This window comes from Streptomyces sp. SID1328, from assembly GCF_009865595.1.
Taxonomy (GTDB): domain Bacteria; phylum Actinomycetota; class Actinomycetes; order Streptomycetales; family Streptomycetaceae; genus Streptomyces; species Streptomyces griseoluteus.
The window spans coordinates 1-17,359 of the sequence record NZ_WWKH01000169.1 but is presented as its reverse complement, the minus strand read 5'-3'; the positions used below and the strand labels follow the sequence as shown (position 1 = coordinate 17,359).

At 70.0% G+C, this 17,359-nt stretch carries 14 protein-coding genes and 1 pseudogene; 12 read left to right on the top strand and 3 right to left on the bottom strand.

Features of this window, described 5'->3' with window-relative positions:
• Positions 1-12 precede the first annotated feature (12 nt).
• The 5 genes from pqqA (at position 13) to pqqE (ending at position 3,292) form a co-directional block, all read left to right on the top strand.
• The gene (gene pqqA / locus GT030_RS04945; RefSeq protein ID WP_135794360.1) at positions 13-108 is read left to right on the top strand and encodes a pyrroloquinoline quinone precursor peptide PqqA; all 96 of its coding nucleotides are present in this window, start codon (positions 13-15) and stop codon (positions 106-108) included.
• Between the two features lie 114 nt (positions 109-222).
• The gene (pqqB, locus tag GT030_RS04940; RefSeq protein ID WP_161200007.1) at positions 223-1,110 is read left to right on the top strand and encodes a pyrroloquinoline quinone biosynthesis protein PqqB; all 888 of its coding nucleotides are present in this window, start codon (positions 223-225) and stop codon (positions 1,108-1,110) included.
• A 4-nt stretch (positions 1,111-1,114) separates the two neighbouring features.
• Positions 1,115-1,822, top strand: coding sequence for a pyrroloquinoline-quinone synthase PqqC (gene pqqC, locus GT030_RS04935; RefSeq protein ID WP_161200006.1), 708 nt, complete (start codon positions 1,115-1,117; stop codon positions 1,820-1,822).
• A 5-nt stretch (positions 1,823-1,827) separates the two neighbouring features.
• A complete protein-coding gene (pqqD, locus tag GT030_RS04930) occupies positions 1,828-2,157 on the top strand; it encodes a pyrroloquinoline quinone biosynthesis peptide chaperone PqqD (RefSeq protein WP_161200005.1) in 330 nt (109 codons plus the stop codon).
• On the top strand, positions 2,150-3,292 hold the full coding sequence (gene pqqE, locus GT030_RS04925) for a pyrroloquinoline quinone biosynthesis protein PqqE (protein WP_161200004.1): 1,143 nt from the start codon (positions 2,150-2,152) through the stop codon (positions 3,290-3,292). Before pqqD ends, pqqE begins: the two co-directional genes overlap by 8 nt.
• Positions 3,293-3,340: 48 nt before the next feature.
• On the opposite strand, the gene GT030_RS04920 is transcribed toward pqqE, so the two are convergent.
• Both GT030_RS04920 and GT030_RS04915 read right to left on the bottom strand, forming a co-directional pair.
• A complete protein-coding gene (locus GT030_RS04920) occupies positions 3,341-3,880 on the bottom strand; it encodes a manganese efflux pump (RefSeq protein WP_161200003.1) in 540 nt (179 codons plus the stop codon).
• Between the two features lie 387 nt (positions 3,881-4,267).
• The gene (locus tag GT030_RS04915; RefSeq protein ID WP_237522208.1) at positions 4,268-5,506 is read right to left on the bottom strand and encodes a thiamine pyrophosphate-dependent enzyme; all 1,239 of its coding nucleotides are present in this window, start codon (positions 5,504-5,506) and stop codon (positions 4,268-4,270) included.
• Positions 5,507-5,683: 177 nt separating this feature from the next.
• On the opposite strand from GT030_RS04915, the gene GT030_RS04910 reads away from it, so the two are divergent.
• Complete coding sequence (locus GT030_RS04910) at positions 5,684-6,421, top strand: flavodoxin family protein (protein ID WP_161200002.1); 738 nt, start codon at positions 5,684-5,686, stop codon at positions 6,419-6,421.
• A 373-nt stretch (positions 6,422-6,794) separates the two neighbouring features.
• Here the strand turns inward: GT030_RS04910 and GT030_RS04905 are convergent, their stop codons facing one another.
• Entirely contained in the window at positions 6,795-9,503 is a 2,709-nt protein-coding gene (locus GT030_RS04905) for a SpoIIE family protein phosphatase (protein WP_346009568.1), read from the bottom strand.
• Positions 9,504-10,124: 621 nt separating this feature from the next.
• Here GT030_RS04905 and putP point away from each other — a divergent pair.
• From putP to GT030_RS04875, 6 genes and pseudogenes are all read left to right on the top strand, one after another.
• Entirely contained in the window at positions 10,125-13,709 is a 3,585-nt protein-coding gene (gene putP / locus GT030_RS04900; protein WP_161200000.1) for a sodium/proline symporter PutP, read from the top strand.
• A 66-nt stretch (positions 13,710-13,775) separates the two neighbouring features.
• Positions 13,776-14,191: pseudogene (locus GT030_RS04895) on the top strand (RHS repeat-associated core domain-containing protein); the annotation flags it as partial.
• Positions 14,192-14,383: 192 nt separating this feature from the next.
• A complete protein-coding gene (locus GT030_RS04890) occupies positions 14,384-14,830 on the top strand; it encodes a hypothetical protein (RefSeq protein WP_202459691.1) in 447 nt (148 codons plus the stop codon).
• Positions 14,831-14,848: 18 nt separating this feature from the next.
• Entirely contained in the window at positions 14,849-15,601 is a 753-nt protein-coding gene (locus tag GT030_RS04885; protein ID WP_161199999.1) for a hypothetical protein, read from the top strand.
• 894 nt (positions 15,602-16,495) lie between these two features.
• Positions 16,496-16,915, top strand: coding sequence for an aspartate 1-decarboxylase (panD, locus tag GT030_RS04880; protein WP_086691779.1), 420 nt, complete (start codon positions 16,496-16,498; stop codon positions 16,913-16,915).
• 31 nt (positions 16,916-16,946) lie between these two features.
• Positions 16,947-17,276: a GNAT family N-acetyltransferase gene (locus tag GT030_RS04875; RefSeq protein WP_161199998.1), complete on the top strand. Its 330-nt coding sequence runs from the start codon at positions 16,947-16,949 to the stop codon at positions 17,274-17,276.
• Positions 17,277-17,359: the final 83 nt, after the last annotated feature.

Sequence of the window (17,359 nt, the reverse complement as noted above, 5' to 3'; positions counted from 1 at the left end):
GGAGGTGAATCCATGGAGTCTCAGCGAACTGTGTGGGAGACGCCCGAGTTCGACGAGATCGCAGTCGCGGCCGAGGTGACCATGTACCTCGCTCGGTTGGAGGACTAGCGGATACGGGGCGGCGCCGGGCCTGGTCCGGCGCCGCCCGACGGCTCGGGAGGTCACGGACGGCCGGGTCGGCGACGGTCCCGGACCTCGACGAACGATGAACGGAGTGCGGGCGTGTGGGTACGCGTGCTGGGCTCGGCGGCGGGAGGCGGCTCCCCGCAGTGGAACTGCGGCTGCCCGGTGTGCGCCGCGGTCCGCTCCCGGCCCGGTCTCGCGCGCACCCAGTCGTCGGTCGTGGTCAGCGCCGACCGCCGCCGGTGGTTCCTCATCAACGCCTCGCCCGACGTCCGCACCCAGATCGAGTCCTTCCCCGGCCTGCACCCGCACGACGACCGGACGACGCCGCTGGAGGCGGTACTGCTCACCGATGCCGAACTGGACCACACGCTCGGCCTGCTGCTGTTGCGCGAGGCCCACGCCCTGCGGCTGCACGCCACACCGGCGGTGCGCAAGACCCTCTCCGACGGCTCGGGGATTCTGCGCACGCTGGAGCGCTACTGCCCGGTCGAGTGGCGGGCAGTGATCCCCGGCACCGGCTTCGCCCTGGCGGACGGGCTGTCCTGCCGGGCGTTCGACGTACCCACCACCAAACGCGACCGTTTCGGAGCCGGGGTGGACCACGGCCGCGTCGTGGGCTACCGGCTGACCGACGAGCGCAGCGGGGGAAGCCTGGTGTACCTGCCATGCGTGCAGTCGCTGACCGCGGCGCTGCGCGTGGAGATCGAGGGCTGCGCATGCCTGCTGATCGACGGGACCTGCTGGCACGACGACGAACTCATACGGCTCGGCCTCGCCCGCAAGACCTCACGGGAGATGGGCCACCTGCCCATCGACGGCCTGGACGGCAGCCTGGCACAGCTCCCGTCCCTGGGGCTGGGGCGGACGATCTTCGTGCACATGAACAACACCAACCCGATACTCCTGGAGGACACGCCCGAGCGACGTACGTTGGAGGAGAGCGGCATGGAAGTGGCCATGGACGGCCTCGAGATCCAGGTGTAGAGCCATGACGACGACAGCCCGCACAACCACCACGACCGGCGCCGACGGCTTCGTCGAGACGTTGCGGGCCCACTCGCGGCGATACCACGACCAGCACCCGTTCCATGTGCGGATGAACGCCGGCCGGCTGAGCCACCGGCAGATCCGGGGCTGGGTGGCCAACCGCTACTACTACCAGGAGAACATCCCCCGCAAGGACGCCGCGATCCTCTCCAACTGCCCCGACCCCGAGGTCCGTCGCCGCTGGATCCGACGGATCGTCGAGCACGACGGCACGGCCGCGGGCGAGGGCGGCATCGAGGCGTGGCTGCGCCTCGGCGAGGCCGCCGGGCTGACCCGCGAGGAGATCCGGGACCACCGGCACCTGGTACCCGGGGTGCGGTTCGCCGTCGACGCCTACGTGAACTTCACCCGGACCCGCCCATGGGTGGAGGCGGTGGCGTCCTCGCTCACCGAGCTGTTCGCGCCCGACCTGATGGCGGCGCGGCTCGCCGCGTTCGAGCGGTGGTACCCGTGGATCGACCCCGAGGGCCTCGCCTACTTCCGCGCCCGCCTGGAGCAGGCGCCACGCGACTGCGAGCACGCCCTCGAGGTGGTCACCGCGCACTGCCTCTCCGCCGAGTCCCAGGCGCGCGCCGTAGACGCGCTGTCGTTCAAGTGTGACGTCCTGTGGAGCCTGATGGACGCCATCGACCAGGCCTACCCGGAGTGACCACCATGGACCCGACCCGTACCGGACCGACCCAGACCAGCAGCACGACCCGGCCCGGCGCCGGGGTGTCCGGATCGGACCGCCCCCGGTTGGCGGCCCATGTCCGGCTCACCTTCTCCCGGGCCAGGCAGCGTAAGGTCCTGCTGCACCCCGAGACGGTGGTGGTTCTGAACGGCAGCGGCGCGGCCGTCCTCGAGCTGTGCGACGGGCGGCACACCGTGGCCGAGATCGTGACCGAACTGGGCGCGCGCTACGAGACCGTCCCCGACGACGAGGTCCGGCAGTTCCTGGACCGGCTCGTCGCGCGGCGCTGGGTGGAGCTCACCGATGGATAGCCCCTTCGGGCTGCTCGCCGAGCTCACCTACCGCTGCCCGCTGGCCTGCCCGTACTGCTCCAACCCGCTGAACCTGGCCGGCTACCAGGACGAGCTGACCACCGACGAATGGCTGCGGGTGCTGACCGAGGCCGAGGACCTGGGAGTTCTGCAGTGCCACCTGTCCGGCGGGGAACCACTGCTGCGACGCGACCTGGTGGAGCTTGTCGCGCACGCCCACGCCCTGGGCCTCTACACCAACCTCATCACCAGCGCCCTCGGGTTCTCGCGTCCGAGGGCCGAGGAGCTGCGGGCCGCCGGCTTGGACCACGTGCAGATCAGCATCCAGGCCGACGAAGCGGCCGTGTCCGACCGGATCGCCGGGGTTCCCTCCTTTCGACGCAAGATCGACGCAATGGGCGTGGTCAAGGAGCTGGGCTGGCCGCTCACCATGAACGTGGTGCTGCACCGGCACAACATCGACCGCGTCGCCGACGTGCTCGCTCTGGCCGAGAAGGTGGGCGCGGACCGGGTGGAGCTGGCCAACACCCAGTACTACGGCTGGGCCTGGCGAAACCGTGCCGCGCTGCTGCCGAGCCGGGCCCAGCTCGAGGCGGCCGAGGCCGTCGCACGGGCCGCCGGCGAGCGGTTGCGGGACCGTATGGACATCATCTACGTCATCCCCGACTACTACAGCCGCTACCCGAAGCCCTGCATGGGCGGCTGGGCCTCCCGGCAGCTGACCGTGACGCCGAACGGCGATGTCCTGCCCTGCCCGGCCGCCCAGTCCCTGCCGTTGCCGCGGGCCAGCGTGCGGGAGGACTCACTGGAGCGGATCTGGGCCGAGTCCCCGGTGATGACCGCTTTCCGGGGGACCGACTGGATGCCGGAGCCCTGCCGGAGTTGCCCCCGGCGGGAGGTGGACTTCGGCGGGTGTCGCTGTCAGGCGTTCCTGCTCACCGGCGACGCCGCCCGCACGGACCCCGTCTGTCACCTGTCGCCTGACCACGACCTGGTCGCCCGGGCGGTCGAGGCCGCCAACGCCGGCTCGCGGGGCGACGACCCTCCATTGGTTCCCCGCCCGCACCGACCCGGTCTGCCACCTGTCGCCCCCTCACGACCTGGCCCGCCGGGCGGTCGAGGCCGCCCAGGCTGACTCACGGCCGACGATCTTCGAGTGACGACGCGAATTGGCAGACAAGACCTAGCCGCCGAACCACAACGGCAGCGCCGCAGCGGCGATGATCAAGGTGATCCCGCTCAGTAGGTCCGAGCGGATCCGGATGAGGCGCGCCGCAGCCTGCCCGAGCTGCAGTCCGACCAGCGACAACACTGCCGTCATGGCGCCGAAGACGGCGGCCGAGAACCACGGCGAGAGCCCAAGGACCCCCAAGCTCGCCCCGGCGAACAGATTGTCCAGGCTCAGCGTCAACGGGATGCCGAACAGTGCCCACGGGTGGTCCAACTCGTCCGGTTCGGGCTTCCGGAGGGATGAGATGACGAGGTAGAGACCGTACCCGCCGAGCGCGGCCGCGCCGACCAGATCGGCGACGTCCCCGGCGGACTCCCCGATCTGGCGACCGATCAACAGCCCGACCAGGGGCATGACCGCGTCCCACAGCCCGAAGGTCAGCGCGACCTGCACCGCACGCTTCAGACCGAATGGGACGGTGCCGAGCGCGATCGACACCCGGAAATTGTCGAGACTGAGTACGAAACCCAGGACCAGTATTTCCCAGATCATGACGACGTCGCTGCCCCATGGCGACCGAGGCCGACGGAAACGACTCTGCCGAGATGAGTAACCGCCATAATCCCATAATACCTTGGATGGTCCACGGCAAAAATCCGGTAAGCCAATTACGGAAGAATTTCCGACACTGGTTGCCCGACGGCGTCCATCGCTTCCACAAGGACTCGCTGATTGAACCTATGCACATCCTTTCGAACATGTTTCCCGAGGTGTGTTGGGGCCGCCTTCCGGGCACGTACCGAACGCTCGACTCCCGCCTTGGGCATGGTGATCAGCGCACATTCACCTCATTGCGTGAGCCGTCGCTTCTGACGTGCGGCGGCCTCTCGTGCTCCCAGCAGGTGAACGGCCCGGGTGTCGAGAACCTGGGCCGGCGGGTCAGAACGGTCCGCTGAGGCTGCCGAGTCGGTCGGTCAGGCGCAGGTTCTCGGAGTAGTCGACGGGGCAGGCGATCACGGAGACGCCTTGGTCTTCGAGGGCGCGGCGCAGGACGGGCAGCAGCTGGTCGGCGGACTCGACCAGGTAGCCGTGCGCGCCGAAGCTTTCGGCGTAGGCGACCAGGTCGGGGTTGGTGAAGCGGGTGTGGCTGTGGCGGCCGAGTTCGAGTTCCATCTTCCAGGTGATCAGCCCGTACTCCTCGTCCACCAGGACGAGGACGACCAGGGGGACGCGCTCGCGGACGGCGGTCTCCAACTCCTGGGAGTTCATCAGGAAGGAGCCGTCACCCATCATGGCCAGGACGCGCCGGTCGGGCCGGGCCAGCTTGGCGGCGATGGCGCCCGGCAGTGCGAAGCCCATGGTGGACAGGCCGTTGGAGACCAGGCAGGTGTCCGGTTCGTAGGTGGGGGAGAGGCGGGACATCCACATCTTCCCGGCGCCGGTGTCGGCGAGCACGATGTCATGGCGGTCGAGCGCGGTGCGGACGTCCGCCACCACACGGTGGGGCACCAGCGGGAAAGCGTCGTTGTCCCGCCCGTACGCGAGTTCGTCGTCGAGCAGCGTACGGATCTTCACGCTGCTTTCGGAGTCGTAGGTGAACCCTTCGGGCAGTGCCGAAGCGAGTGAGTCCAGCGCCTGCGACAGGTCACCCTCGATGCCCACTGCGACCGGGTAATGTGCGTCCACCTCGGAGGGGAAGCGGTGCACGTGCACGATGCGCTTGTCGCCGTCGGGGTTGATCTTGGCGGGATCGAATTCCTGGATCTCGTAGCCGACGCAGATCACGACGTCGGCGGTGTCGAAGCCGAAGTTGCCGTAGTCGTGGCGCATGAAGCCGACCGCGCCGAGGGCGTTCGGGTGGTCGTCGGGGAAGACGCCTTTGCCGTGGAAGGTGGTCGCGACCGGGACGTTCAGTCGTTCGGCGAACCGCACGAGAGCATCCGAGGCCTGGGCTCTCGCGGCGCCATGACCTGCCAGCACGACAGGACGCCGTGCCGTGGTGAGCACCTCGACCGCCCGCGCGATCTGCGTGAGTGACGGCGCGTCGGCGTGCACCGTGTCGATCTGCAGAGGCGTCAGATGCCCTGCGCCTTCGGCTCGCAGACAGTGCACCAGCAGGTGTGCGGCGTCGTCCGGTGCTGCCGTGTTCCGCGACTCGGTCGCGCCTTCGGTGCTCATGAGGCGAACGTAGGTACACCTGCGCGCCCGGGCCACTCGTCCGCCGCCGACCGGGGCGTGGACCGCTGTGGCCGTTTGGAGGCGTTGTGATGGCGGCTTACGCGGTCGGGCCGCACGCTGGCGGAGTGAGAACGGGCCGCCATGCACAGAGCGGCGGCAGAACTCCGGGAGGCCCATGTGACCGCTTCGTCGCCCACCACCGAGGCACCGCCGGCCCGGTACGACGACCTGCGGGCCTTGGTGATCAACTGCACCCTGAAGCGCTCGCCGGAGAGGAGCAACACCCAGGGACTGATCGACCGCAGCACCGCCATCATGGACGCGCAGGGCGTGCACGTCGATGTCGTACGGGCGGTGGACCACGACATCGCGACCGGTGTGTGGCCCGACATGAGGGAGCACGGCTGGGAGACGGATGCCTGGCCGGACCTCTATCAGCAGGTCATGGCGGCCGACATCCTGGTGCTGGCCGGCCCGATCTGGCTGGGCGACAACGGCTCGGTGACGAAGCAGGTGATCGAGCGTCTCTACGCTTGCTCCAGCCTCCTCAACGACGCCGGCCAGTACGCCTACTACGGCCGCGTCGGCGGCTGCCTGATCACCGGCAACGAGGACGGCGTCAAGCACTGTGCCATGAACGTCCTCTACAGCCTCCAGCACCTCGGCTACACCATCCCTCCCCAGGCGGACGCCGGCTGGATCGGCGAGGCGGGCCCCGGCCCCTCGTACCTCGATCCCGGCTCGGGCGGTCCGGAGAACGACTTCACCAACCGCAACACCACCTTCATGACCTGGAACCTGCTGCACCTGGCCCGTGCGCTGAAGGACCTCGGCGGCATCCCCGCCTACGGCAACCAGCGCACCGCCTGGGACGCCGGCTGCCGCCACGACTACGAGAACCCCGAGCACCGGTAGCGAGATGCCGAGGGCAAGTGGCGGACGACCGCCGGGTTCGGTCCCGTCCAGCGGGCCGGGGCACCGGAGGTCGGGCGTGAGGCCGGTGTCGCGGGCGAGGGCGTCGGTGAGACGGTGACCGGCGTCGATGTCCTCGCCACGGAGTTGGCCGTGCGCGCAGAGGGCCGGGACAAGAAGTCACCGGCCCACACGTATCCCCATGGCTGAGCGAGGCCGAGTCCGATCCCCTCGCGGCCAGGCGACGTTCGAGTCCCGTCAGCCGCCAAGTGAGCGGGGCGTCGCCGGTGCCCGGAGTCAAGCCCCTTCGAACGGGCCGATGGAGTTCGTTACGCCGGACATGCCGCTGTCCATGGCGCTCGAGGTCAACGTCGGCTCACGAACCGGCATCATCGGACTGGCCGAGGTCGAACTGGTCGAGAAGGAAGTCGACCGGTGCGGGGCCCGAGGCGGCGGATCCGCCGTCGTGAAGAAGCTGCTCCGTCCAGATGACCTTGCCGCGGGTCGTGTACCGCGTTCCCCATCGCTGCGCGAACTGCGACACCAGAAAGAGCCCCCGCCCGCCTTCGTCCGTGGCCGCCGCCCGCCGCATGCGCGGCGAGGTACCGCTGCCGTCCGAGACCTCGCAGATCAGAGAGCGTCCGTGCAACAGCCGCACGCCGACCGGTGGCGAGCCGTACCGGATCGCGTTCGTGACCAACTCGCTGACGATCAGCTCCGTGGCGAATCCGGTCTCCTCCAGCCCCCACTCCAGCAACGTCTCCCTGCAGCGCGCCCGCACCGACGGCACCAACGCCGGATCGGACGGCACGTCCCACTCGGCCACGCGCGAGGGCGGGAACCTCCGGGTACGTGCCGTCAGCAGCGCGATGTCGTCGGAGGGGCGTGACGGCTTGAGCGCGTCGATCACCGCCTGACATGTCTCCTCCGGAGTGCGTTTCCCGGACCCGCCCAAAGCCCGGCGCAGCTTCTCCATCCCGACATCGAAGTCGTGGGCGCGGTTCTCCACCAGGCCGTCGGTGTACAGCACCAGTTGTGAACCCTCCGGCAGGGACACCTCGACGCTCTCGAAGGGGTAGCCGCCCAGACCGAGGGGCGCCGAGACCGGCACACCAAGGCAGGTGACCGTCCCGTCGGGGCGCACCACCACCGGTTCCGGGTGTCCCGCACGGGCCGTCGTGCAGGTCCCCGCCACCGGGTCGTAAACCGCGTACAGACAGGTCGCCCCGGTCACCGCCTCCCCTTCCTGGCCATCCACGGCATCACCCCTGTTCTTCTCGTTGTCCATGCGCACGACCAGGTCGTCCAGGTTCCCGAGCACCTCGTCCACGGGAAGGTCCAGGGTGGAGAAGTTGTGCACAGCGGTGCGCAGCCGACCCATCGTCGCCGCCGCGTGCAGCCCGTGACCGACGACGTCACCCATCACCAGGGCCACGCGCGCGCCCGGAAGCGGGATGACGTCGAACCAGTCCCCGCCCACCCCCGCCTCCGAGGGCAGATACCGCCAGGCCACCTCCAGCGCGTCCTGCTCCGGCTGTCCACGCGGCAGCAGACTGCGCTGCAGCGCCACCGCCATCGCGTGCTCCCGGGTGAACCGCCGGGCGTTGTCGATGGCTACCGCCGCCCGGACGGCCAGTTCCTCCGCGAAGGTGAGATCCTCCGGCTCGAACGCAGGGGAATCCGCCGTCCGGTAGAAGCTGGCCACGCCCAGCGGTACGTTCCGCGCCCGCAGCGGCACGGCCACCAGCGACCGCAGCCCGCCCTCCAGGGCCTTCCGGGCACGCTCCGGGTCCTGTTCCCGCCAGCCGTCTGACCGGCGCAGGTCTGCCTCCAGCATCCCCCGCCCCTCCTGCAGCGTCCGCATCTGCGGGGTGCGGGGCGAGAACGCGATCATTTCGTCCAGCGGATACAGCGGCATCATCCGCTGTTCGCCGCCGATCGCCGCCCGGCGCAGATGCCGCCAGCCCTCCGCCGTCGGCTCCCACCCCCGCAGCACCGCGTCGAGCAGATCCACCGTCACGAGGTCGGCGAACTGCGGCACCGCCACGTCGGCCAGCTCCTGGGCCGTACGCCTCACATCCAGCGTCGTCCCGATCCGCACCCCGGCCTCGTACAGCAGCTTCAGCCGCTCGCGCGTGACCTCGGCCCGACCCGAGATCTCCGCCAGCTCCGTGGTGTCCCGGAGCGTCACCACGCTGCCTCCCCGGTCACCCTGGGGGTACGTCGGCCGTTTGTTCACCGCCAGCAGTCGGTCCCCCGCGCGGCGCACCTCGTCGGTGACCTCCTCCCGCGACGACAGCAGGCTCATGACCGGCTCCGGCAGTCCCAACTCCCCAACCGAGCGCCCCCGCACGTCAGCCGGCAGTCCGAGAAGCCGCGTCGCCTCGTCGTTCGCCAACAGCAGTCGTCCGTCGGCGCCGGTGATCAGCACCCCTTCCCGCACCGCGTGCAGGACCGCGTCGTGGTGCTCGTACAACTGAGCCAGTTCCACCGGAGCCAGGCCGTAGGTCTGCCGCCGCAGCCGCCGGGACACCAGCGTCATGCCCGTCATGGCCAGCGCCAGCGCGACCGCGCCGCTGGCCAAGATGATCGGCAGCTGCGGCAGCCACAGCCGCCCCGCGTTCTTGACTGTGATTCCGGCGGACACCAGGCCGACCACCTTGCCGCGCGAGTCGGTCACCGGGACCACCGCCTGCACGCCCGTCCCCTGGCCCGCGGGCAGAGGCGGCCCACCGGCCTGCTCGATGACGGTACGGCCCTTCAGCGCCGGTGCTATGGCGCCGACGAACTTCTTCCCGATCTCCCGCGGATAGGGGTACGTGTAACGAACCCCCTTCGTGCTCAGGACGACGACGAAATCCATGCCTGTGCGCTTGCGCGTCGCCTCGGCCCACGGCTGGAGCACCGCTGAGGGGTCCCGGCTCTGCAGTGCCGCGGCCACGCCAGGGGCACTCGCGAACGCCTGGGCCGCGATGACCGACTCCCGTCGCCCCTGCTGCAGAGCGTCACTCGCCGCCTGGAGCACCATGCCCACCACCGCGGCCACCACCAGCAGGACCACGATGACGACCTGGAGGAGGAACACCTGACCGGCCGCACTGCGCAGATCCAGCCGGGAAGCGTGACTTTTGCGCGGGCGTCCGACGGGCGGATGACGTTCCGGGCTCAGAGGGCGTCCGGAGAATGCCTCCATACACCCTTGATAACACCACTGTGGGCAAGCCGACGCCGATCGAATCCGTCGCGCGGCTGCCGCTCGCCGCAGCAGACGGCGTCGGTGCAGGAAGGAACGAGCTGAGCGGGAGCAAGGCGTCGAGAGCAGATGCCCGTCGGCGCGGCAGGCGGGGGTGGGCTGCTGACCGCCCCGGCTGCGGCGGTGATGTGCTGTGCGGCGAGCCGTGCGCCCTGGTGGCGCGCGGCAGCGTGACCCTGGGGGTGACCGTCGTGGTGCGCGCGGCCGGGGCGCTGGCCGTGGTGATCGGTGGACTCACCGTCGCGGAGTATGTCACCGGGGCGTCCCTGGGGTGCCCGGTGCCACCGGCTGGGTCGTCTGCTCGAACGGCACCCCGTCCACCGCACCGGCATGCGCCGGCACCGGCCCGGGCCGCCGAGGGCGGCCGATCTCGGTACATTGGTGCAGCAGGGATCACGACTCCCGGTCGTGCGGTGTCAGGCCCGTGCTCATGAACCTCGCAGGCGAGGCATTATGTCCGACTTGAGTGCGCCGATCCTGGCCACGTTCCTCGTGTACGTGGCCGTCATGATCGGAACAGGTGTCGGGGCCTACCGCCGCACGCACACCTTCGCCGACTTCGCCCTGGGCGGCCGCAGGCTCCCCGCGTTCGTCGCCGCACTGTCCGCAGGGGCGAGCGACATGTCCGGCTGGCTGTTCCTCGCCTTTCCCGGAGCGGTGTACGCGGCCGGGGTCGGCGCCGGCTGGCTCGCGGCCGGCCTGGTCCTCGGGACGTACCTCAACTGGTTGTTCGTCGCGCCGAGGCTGCGCACCTACACCGAGCGCGCGGGCAACGCGGTGAGCCTGTCGGCCTATCTCGAGGAGCGGTTCGAGGACCGCACACGGATGCTCCGGATGGTCTCCGCAGCGGTGACCCTCGTGTTCTTCACCGTGTACGTCGCGAGTGGGCTGGTGGCCGGCGGACTGCTTCTCGGACACATCTTCGGCGCCGGTTTCCGGCTCGGGGTGGCCCTGACCGCCCTGGTGATCGTCGTCTACTCCTGCCTGGGCGGCTTCCTGGCCGTGAGCCTGACGCACGTCATGCAAGCCACGCTGATGTTCCTCGCCCTGCTCGTGCTCCCCGCCGTCGGTGTCGCGACGCTCGGCGGCTTCGGTGCGCTTCGTGACCTCCTCGACAGCAAGACGCCCGGCCTGTTGGACATGGGTGCCAAGGTCGACTTCGTGAACGGACGCTGGTCGGGGGGCGGCGGGTCGCTCGGCGCCGTCGCGATCATCTCGTTGCTCTCGTGGGGCCTCGGCTACTTCGGGCAGCCGCACATCCTGGCCCGCTTCATGGGCATCCGCAGCACCGGTGCCGTACCCGCGGCCCGCCGTATCGCGACCGGGTGGGTGATCGTGGTGCTGGCCGGCGCCACGCTCGTCGGCCTGCTGGGCATCGCGCAGTTCGGCACACCGCTCCACGACCCGCAGACCGTCTACATCGCTCTGAGCCGGACACTGTTCAGTCCGTGGGGCGCCGGTGTGATGCTGATCGCGGTACTCGCCGCGATCATCTCGACCGCCGACAGCCAGCTCCTCGTGTCGTCGGTCGCCCTCACGGAGGACTTCTACCACGCGTTCCTCAAGCGGCGCGCCTCGGACCAGGCACTGGTGTGGGTGGGTCGCGCCGCCGTCGTCGCCGTGACCCTTGTGGCCTCCGTGATCGCGCTGAGAGGCGGCGGGCTGCTGGGGATCGTGGGCTACGCCTGGGCGGGCTTCGGGGCCGCTTTCGGCCCGGTGGTCCTGCTCTCGCTGTACTGGCCGCGCATGACCTGGGCGGGAGCCATGGCCGGGATCGTGTCCGGCGCAGTCACGGTGCTCCTGTGGCGTGTGGTCAAGCCGCTGCACGGCCCGTTCTGGTCGGGCGTCTACGAGATGATTCCGGGCGTCCTGGTCGCCACGCTCGCGGCACTGATCTTCGGCAGGTTCGTCGGCCGGCCTCCGAAGCGGGCCTTCTGGCGGATGCCGGGCGGCGGGGTGAGCCAGCTGATGCTCACCCCCTTCCTCAGTCACGCGCCGGTCGGCATCGCCGTTCTCGACACGGATCTGCGGTACGTCTGGGTGAACGAGCCGCTGGACCGCCAGATCTCGCTCAAGCGGCGGCTGGGGCAGCGGATGGCGGAGGTGCTGCCACAGGCCGAGGCCGACGCCTTCGAGGAGAAGATGCACGAGGTTCTCCGGACCGGCGCGCCGGTGATGGATTTCGAGTACCGCGGTGCCGGCTACACGGTGCTCGACCGGAGCCGCGCGATCTCCGCCTCCTTCTTCGCGATGAAGGACCGCCACGACCGGAGCGTCGGTGTCTGGTACATGGTCATCGACGTCACCGAGCGATGGCGGGCCCAGGAACGCCTGGCCCTGCTCAACGACGCCGCCGCGCGCATCGGCAGCACCCTGGACGTCACCCGGACCGCCCAGGAATTGGCCGACGACGCGGTGCCGGCCGTCGCCGACTTCGTCGCCGTCGACCTGCTGGACGCGGTCTTGAGAGGCGAGGAGCTCACACCCGGGCCGATCGGCATGTCACCGGTCATCCGCCGTGCGGCCCAGCTGTCGGTCCGCGAGGGCTGCCCCGAGGCGTCACTGGCTGTGGGGGAGACAGTCCGGCGTGCGCCCGCGACGCCCGTGACCCGCTGTCTGCTCGAGAGCAGGACACTGGTCGAACGGGTCCTGGACCGCACCAACAGTCCGTGGGTGACCGTGGACGAGACGCTGGGCGCCACGTTCCTGGACTACGACTTCCGCTCGGTGATGGTGGTCCCCGTGCGGGCGCGCGGGGTCACCATGGGGGTGGCGACGTTCGCCCGGTCCCGGAGGCTGGGCCCCTTCGAGGACGACGACGTCCGCCTCGCCGAGGAACTCGTCTCGCGTGCGGCGGTGTGCATCGACAACGCGCGCCGTTTCACCCGTGAGCGCACCGCGGCCCGCTCCATGCAGCGCTACCTGCTGCCGCAGGACCTGACGGGAGGTTCCGCTCTCGACGTGGCCTCGTGGTACCTGCCGGCGGACGCCCCCAGCGGTGTGGGCGGCGACTGGTTCGACGTGATCCCGCTCTCCGGAGCACGTGTCGCCCTGGTCGTCGGGGACGTCGCCGGGCACGGCATCAACGCGGCGGCGACCATGGGGCGCCTGCGCGTCGCGGTGCGCACGCTCGCCAACCTGGATCTGGCCCCGGACGAACTGCTGGCTCATCTGGACGACCTGGTCATCGGCCTCATGGGGGCGCACGACATCGACGCGCCGTCGGCGGCCGAGGGCGGGGCGACCGACACCGCGTTCCTCGGCGCCACCTGCCTGTACGCCGTCTATGACCCGGTCAGCAGGCGGTGCACCATGGCCCGGGCAGGTCACCTCCCCCCGATGATCGTCGCTCCCGACGGCACCGCCGAGATTCTGGACCTGCCCGCCGGACCTCCGCTCGGCCTCGGCTACCTTCCCTTCGAGTCCATCGAGACCCGACTGGAAGACGGCAGCCTCATCGCCCTCTACACCGATGGCCTCATCGAGTCCGTCGACCGGGACCTCGACATCGGGTTCTCCCGACTGGGCAATGCCCTCGCGGCGCCCCTGCCCACCCTGGCGGAGACCGGCCGACGAGTGATCGACAGCCTGCTGACGGCTCCGCCCGCCGACGACGCGGCCCTGCTCCTCGCCCGTACCCGTGTCCTTGCCCCGGACCGCGTCGCCTCCTGGGACCTTTCCAGTGATCCGGCTGCCGTCGCGCACGCCCGCGACCTCGCGGCCCAGAAGCTGACGGAGTGGGGCATCCCCGATCTCACGTTCACCACGGAACTCATCGTCAGCGAACTGGTGACCAACGCGATCCGCCATGCGGCCGGACCCACCTGCCTGCGCCTGATTCGGGACCGCGGCCTGATCTGCGAGGTCTCCGACGCCAGCAGCACCGCGCCCCGCCTGCGTCACGCCCGCACCACCGACGAGGGGGGACGGGGCCTGCTGATCGTCGCCCAGCTGGCCCGCCGGTGGGGCACTCGGTACACGAAGACCGGCAAGATCATCTGGACGGAGCAGGTCATTGCGGCTGACGTGATCGGCTAGCCCGGCCGGCGGATCCGCCATCGCCGTACAACGTGGATCTGAACCGACTTTGGCGCGGGACCCGTGGACCGCCTCTCCGCCATCCGCAGGTTCGACCTCGACCCGCTCGGCCGGGTCACCGCCGTCCGCGCGCCGGGCTGGACGGAGCGGTACGCCTACGACGACGCCGGCAACCAGACCTCGGCCACCTGGCCGGAGCGGCACCCCAGACCGGGCGCATCCTGACGGCCGACAGCCGGCAGCGGGAGACCGACCGGCGCTTCTTCGCCATCGCTACCGACCTGATCGGCACCCCCACCGAACTCATCGACGAGAGGGGCGGCATCGCCTGGCGGAGCCGCAGCACCCTCTGGGGCACCACCGCCTGGGCCAAGGACAGCGACGCCTACACCCCGCTCCGCTTCCCCGGCCAGTACTACGACCCCGAGACCGGCCTCCACTACAACCTCTTCCGCCACTACGACCCGGAAACCGGCCGCTACACGGGCGGGCAACGTCATCACGGCGTACGGACCGTCCGGCCTCAGGGGCGAATCGGGCGCGAGGGCGCTCGGCGGTCTGCCGAGCGATCCCGGCGGGCCGGTTACCCACGCGGACGTGGTGGAGGGCAGGATTCCGGCGAAGAACGGTTACCTGGCTCCCGCCGAGCAGATTCGATGAAACGGCTTCCACATATGAGACTCACCCTGGACGGCGACTGGACGGCGACGGTGACGGACGATCCGCTGCCGACCACCCCGCGCTTCGACTTCCCGGGCCAGTGCGTGCGCGTCGCGGATTACGCCGACGTGGAGGAATGGCAGCGGTCCCTCTCGGAGACCTTTGGCAGCCAGGAGTGGCTGTGGGACGCTCCCGACGAACTCCGCTTCGACCATGCCAACCGGAACCTGGCCGGCGCCGGCTTCCGCCTGCCCTACGAATGCGCCGCCGCCGAGGACTCCGCCCGCGTTCCGGCCACGCCCCCCGTCCGCCCGGGCGGCCTCCGCGCGGAGGAGGCCCGGGACTTCCGTCTGGAGGTGACCACGGAACTCTGCCGCGCCCCCGGTGACACGGTGCTGACCTGCCTCCGCGACGCCGATGTGAACTTCATGACGGCTGCCTCGCACCGGCGATACAGATGAGATGAGGCCTGCGGGATCATGAACCTGTCGTTCGACGGCGGTTGGCGCGTGACGGTCACGGACGATCCGCTGCGCACGACCCCCCGCTTCACAGGCCACTCCGTGGACATCGTGCGGTACACGAGCGCGAAGGAGCGTGAGCGGTTCCTTTCGGACACCTTCGGCAGCCAGGACCGGTTGTGGGACTCGCCCGAGGTCCTGCGGTTCGACCCGGTCAGCCGGAAGCTGGTCGGGGCCGAGTTCCAGCTGCCGTACGTCTCCGCGTCCGCCGAGACCTCCGTCCGTGTTCCGGTCATGCCTCCGGTGCGCCCGGGCGGGCTCCAGGCGGACGAGGCCCAGGACTGCCGGCACGAGATATGCACGGTGCTGTGCCGCGCTACCGGGGACACCGTGCTGACCTGCCTGCGCGATCTCGACGTCCTCGACGAGCCGGTGGATGCCTGTGTCGGCATCGCCCCCGACGTGGCGCTCCTGGTCCAGGACTCAACCGTCGTGGGCTGGCGTCTCACCGACCCCGCACGGTACCTGACCGCCGCGTACGCCGACCCCGACCCGAGCCCTCCGTCGCCTGTGACCCGTCGGCTGCTGACCGAGTGCCTGGACCTGCTGACCGCGCCGTTGGTCGACGACCTGGTGGACGGCGAGCCGGCCGCCGTGGCCCGGCTTCGGGCAGCCGACGAGGCCCTGCGTGCCCAGCGCGAGGACCGGTACCGCGCCGACGCCCTCCTCTCGTTCATCGGCACCCTGGTGGAGGACTACGGGAATCGGTGACCTCAGTGCCGTGACGGTGCTCTCAGCGGTTGTCCTTCGCGACGCTCATTTGACGCTCCGGGCGTCCGCCAGGCCGCTCGATGTGACTGACACCTGCGGTGACTCGCGCTCATGCGGCACCCCGCTTCCGTGACGGCTTTTCGATGACGCATCATGTGGAATGCGTCGAGACCACGAGCCCACGACCGAGGGCGTTCGAACGCCCCTTCCACCGGCTCGACGGTGATGCGCTGATCTTCGCGACCATCACCAAGGCCGGACCGGCCGCCGCCTCAACGATGGCAACTGGCGCTGAAAGGCTGGCTGGTGGCTAGCCCCCGACGGCGCCTGCCACTTCGACAGCGACGGCGAGCCGCCCCACACGGGCTGGCCCTTGGGCTTATCTGTTGGCGGACCGAGTACGAGTGGAGCTCCTACCACCTCGCCTGGCCGCGAATGACCGGCTGTGCCGTCGTGATCCGCCCCGGTCTGCTGGAAGTCCTGGCCGAACGGGCGCCTGCAACCGTCGTCATCCGAGACTTTGTCATGCGCCTTCGGCATGGTGAGGAGGCGAAATGACACGGAAGCGCTCGGTCGTGTAGCGGAGGAGCGTGCTGGTCGGCCCTGGTCCGCTACTTCACCGCCGCTGACCCCAATTCGCCACTTGACCTGGACCTCTCGACTTACCTGACAAATGGCAGGTAAGTCAGCAGCAGGCCGGGACAGTCTGGCGTACATGCTCTTGGTCGACGGCTTCGCGGCAGCTTGTTTCGCGCATATCGCGCAGGTGAGAAGCCTGCTATCCATGGCGCCCGATGTTTGAAAAGTCTTCGAGCCGAAGGCATGCCGACGTACAGTATGGGGTGCCCCCGACCTGCAGAAAGCTAGCGGGGAGCCGTCTTCTAGGAGTCCAGAGTGCTGCGTACCATGTTCAAGTCCAAGATCCACCGTGCCACCGTCACCCAGGCCGACCTGCACTACGTGGGATCGGTGACCATTGACGCCGAGCTGCTGGAGGCGGCCGATCTGCTGCCCGGTGAGCTGGTGCACATCGTGGATGTGACCAACGGCGCCCGGCTGGAGACGTACGTCATCGAGGGTGAGCGCGGGTCCGGCGTGATCGGGATCAACGGGGCGGCCGCGCATCTCGTGCAGCCCGGCGATCTGGTGATCATCATCAGTTACGCTCAGGTCTCCGATGCCGAGGCGCGCGAGCTGAAGCCCAGGGTCGTGCATGTGGACGCGGGGAACCGGATCGTGGCCCTCGGCGCCGACGCGTCCGAGCCGGTGCCCGGTTCCGACCAGCAGCGCAGTCCGCAGGCCGTGTCGGCCTGACCGTGGACGACGACGAGGAGCGTGCGTGCCCGTGAGCGGTGTGGAGATTCGTGACGACCGGACGGCGGGCCGGCTCGACGCTGTCGCCGGGGGTGAAGTCGTCGGGCACATCGAGTACTTCGTGCTCGACTCGCCCGCGCGCGCCCTGGTTCCCGTCCACACCATCGTGGAGCCCGCCCACGAGGGCAAGGGCATCGCGGGGGCGCTCGCCCGGGAGCTGTACGCGCTCGCCGGGCGGGAGGCTGTGCCCGTCGTGCCGCTGTGTCCGTACGTCGCCGCCTGGGCCGAGCGGCACCCGGACGAGGCGCCTGCCGCCGATCCCGCGCTGGTCGCCGCCGCGAAGGAGCGGGTGCGTCGCTGATCGCGGGGGAGTGGGGTGGGACCCGGCGGGTAGTCGGGAGGTGGTCACCACGAAGTCCGGCGACCGCACGGAGGCAGTCATGA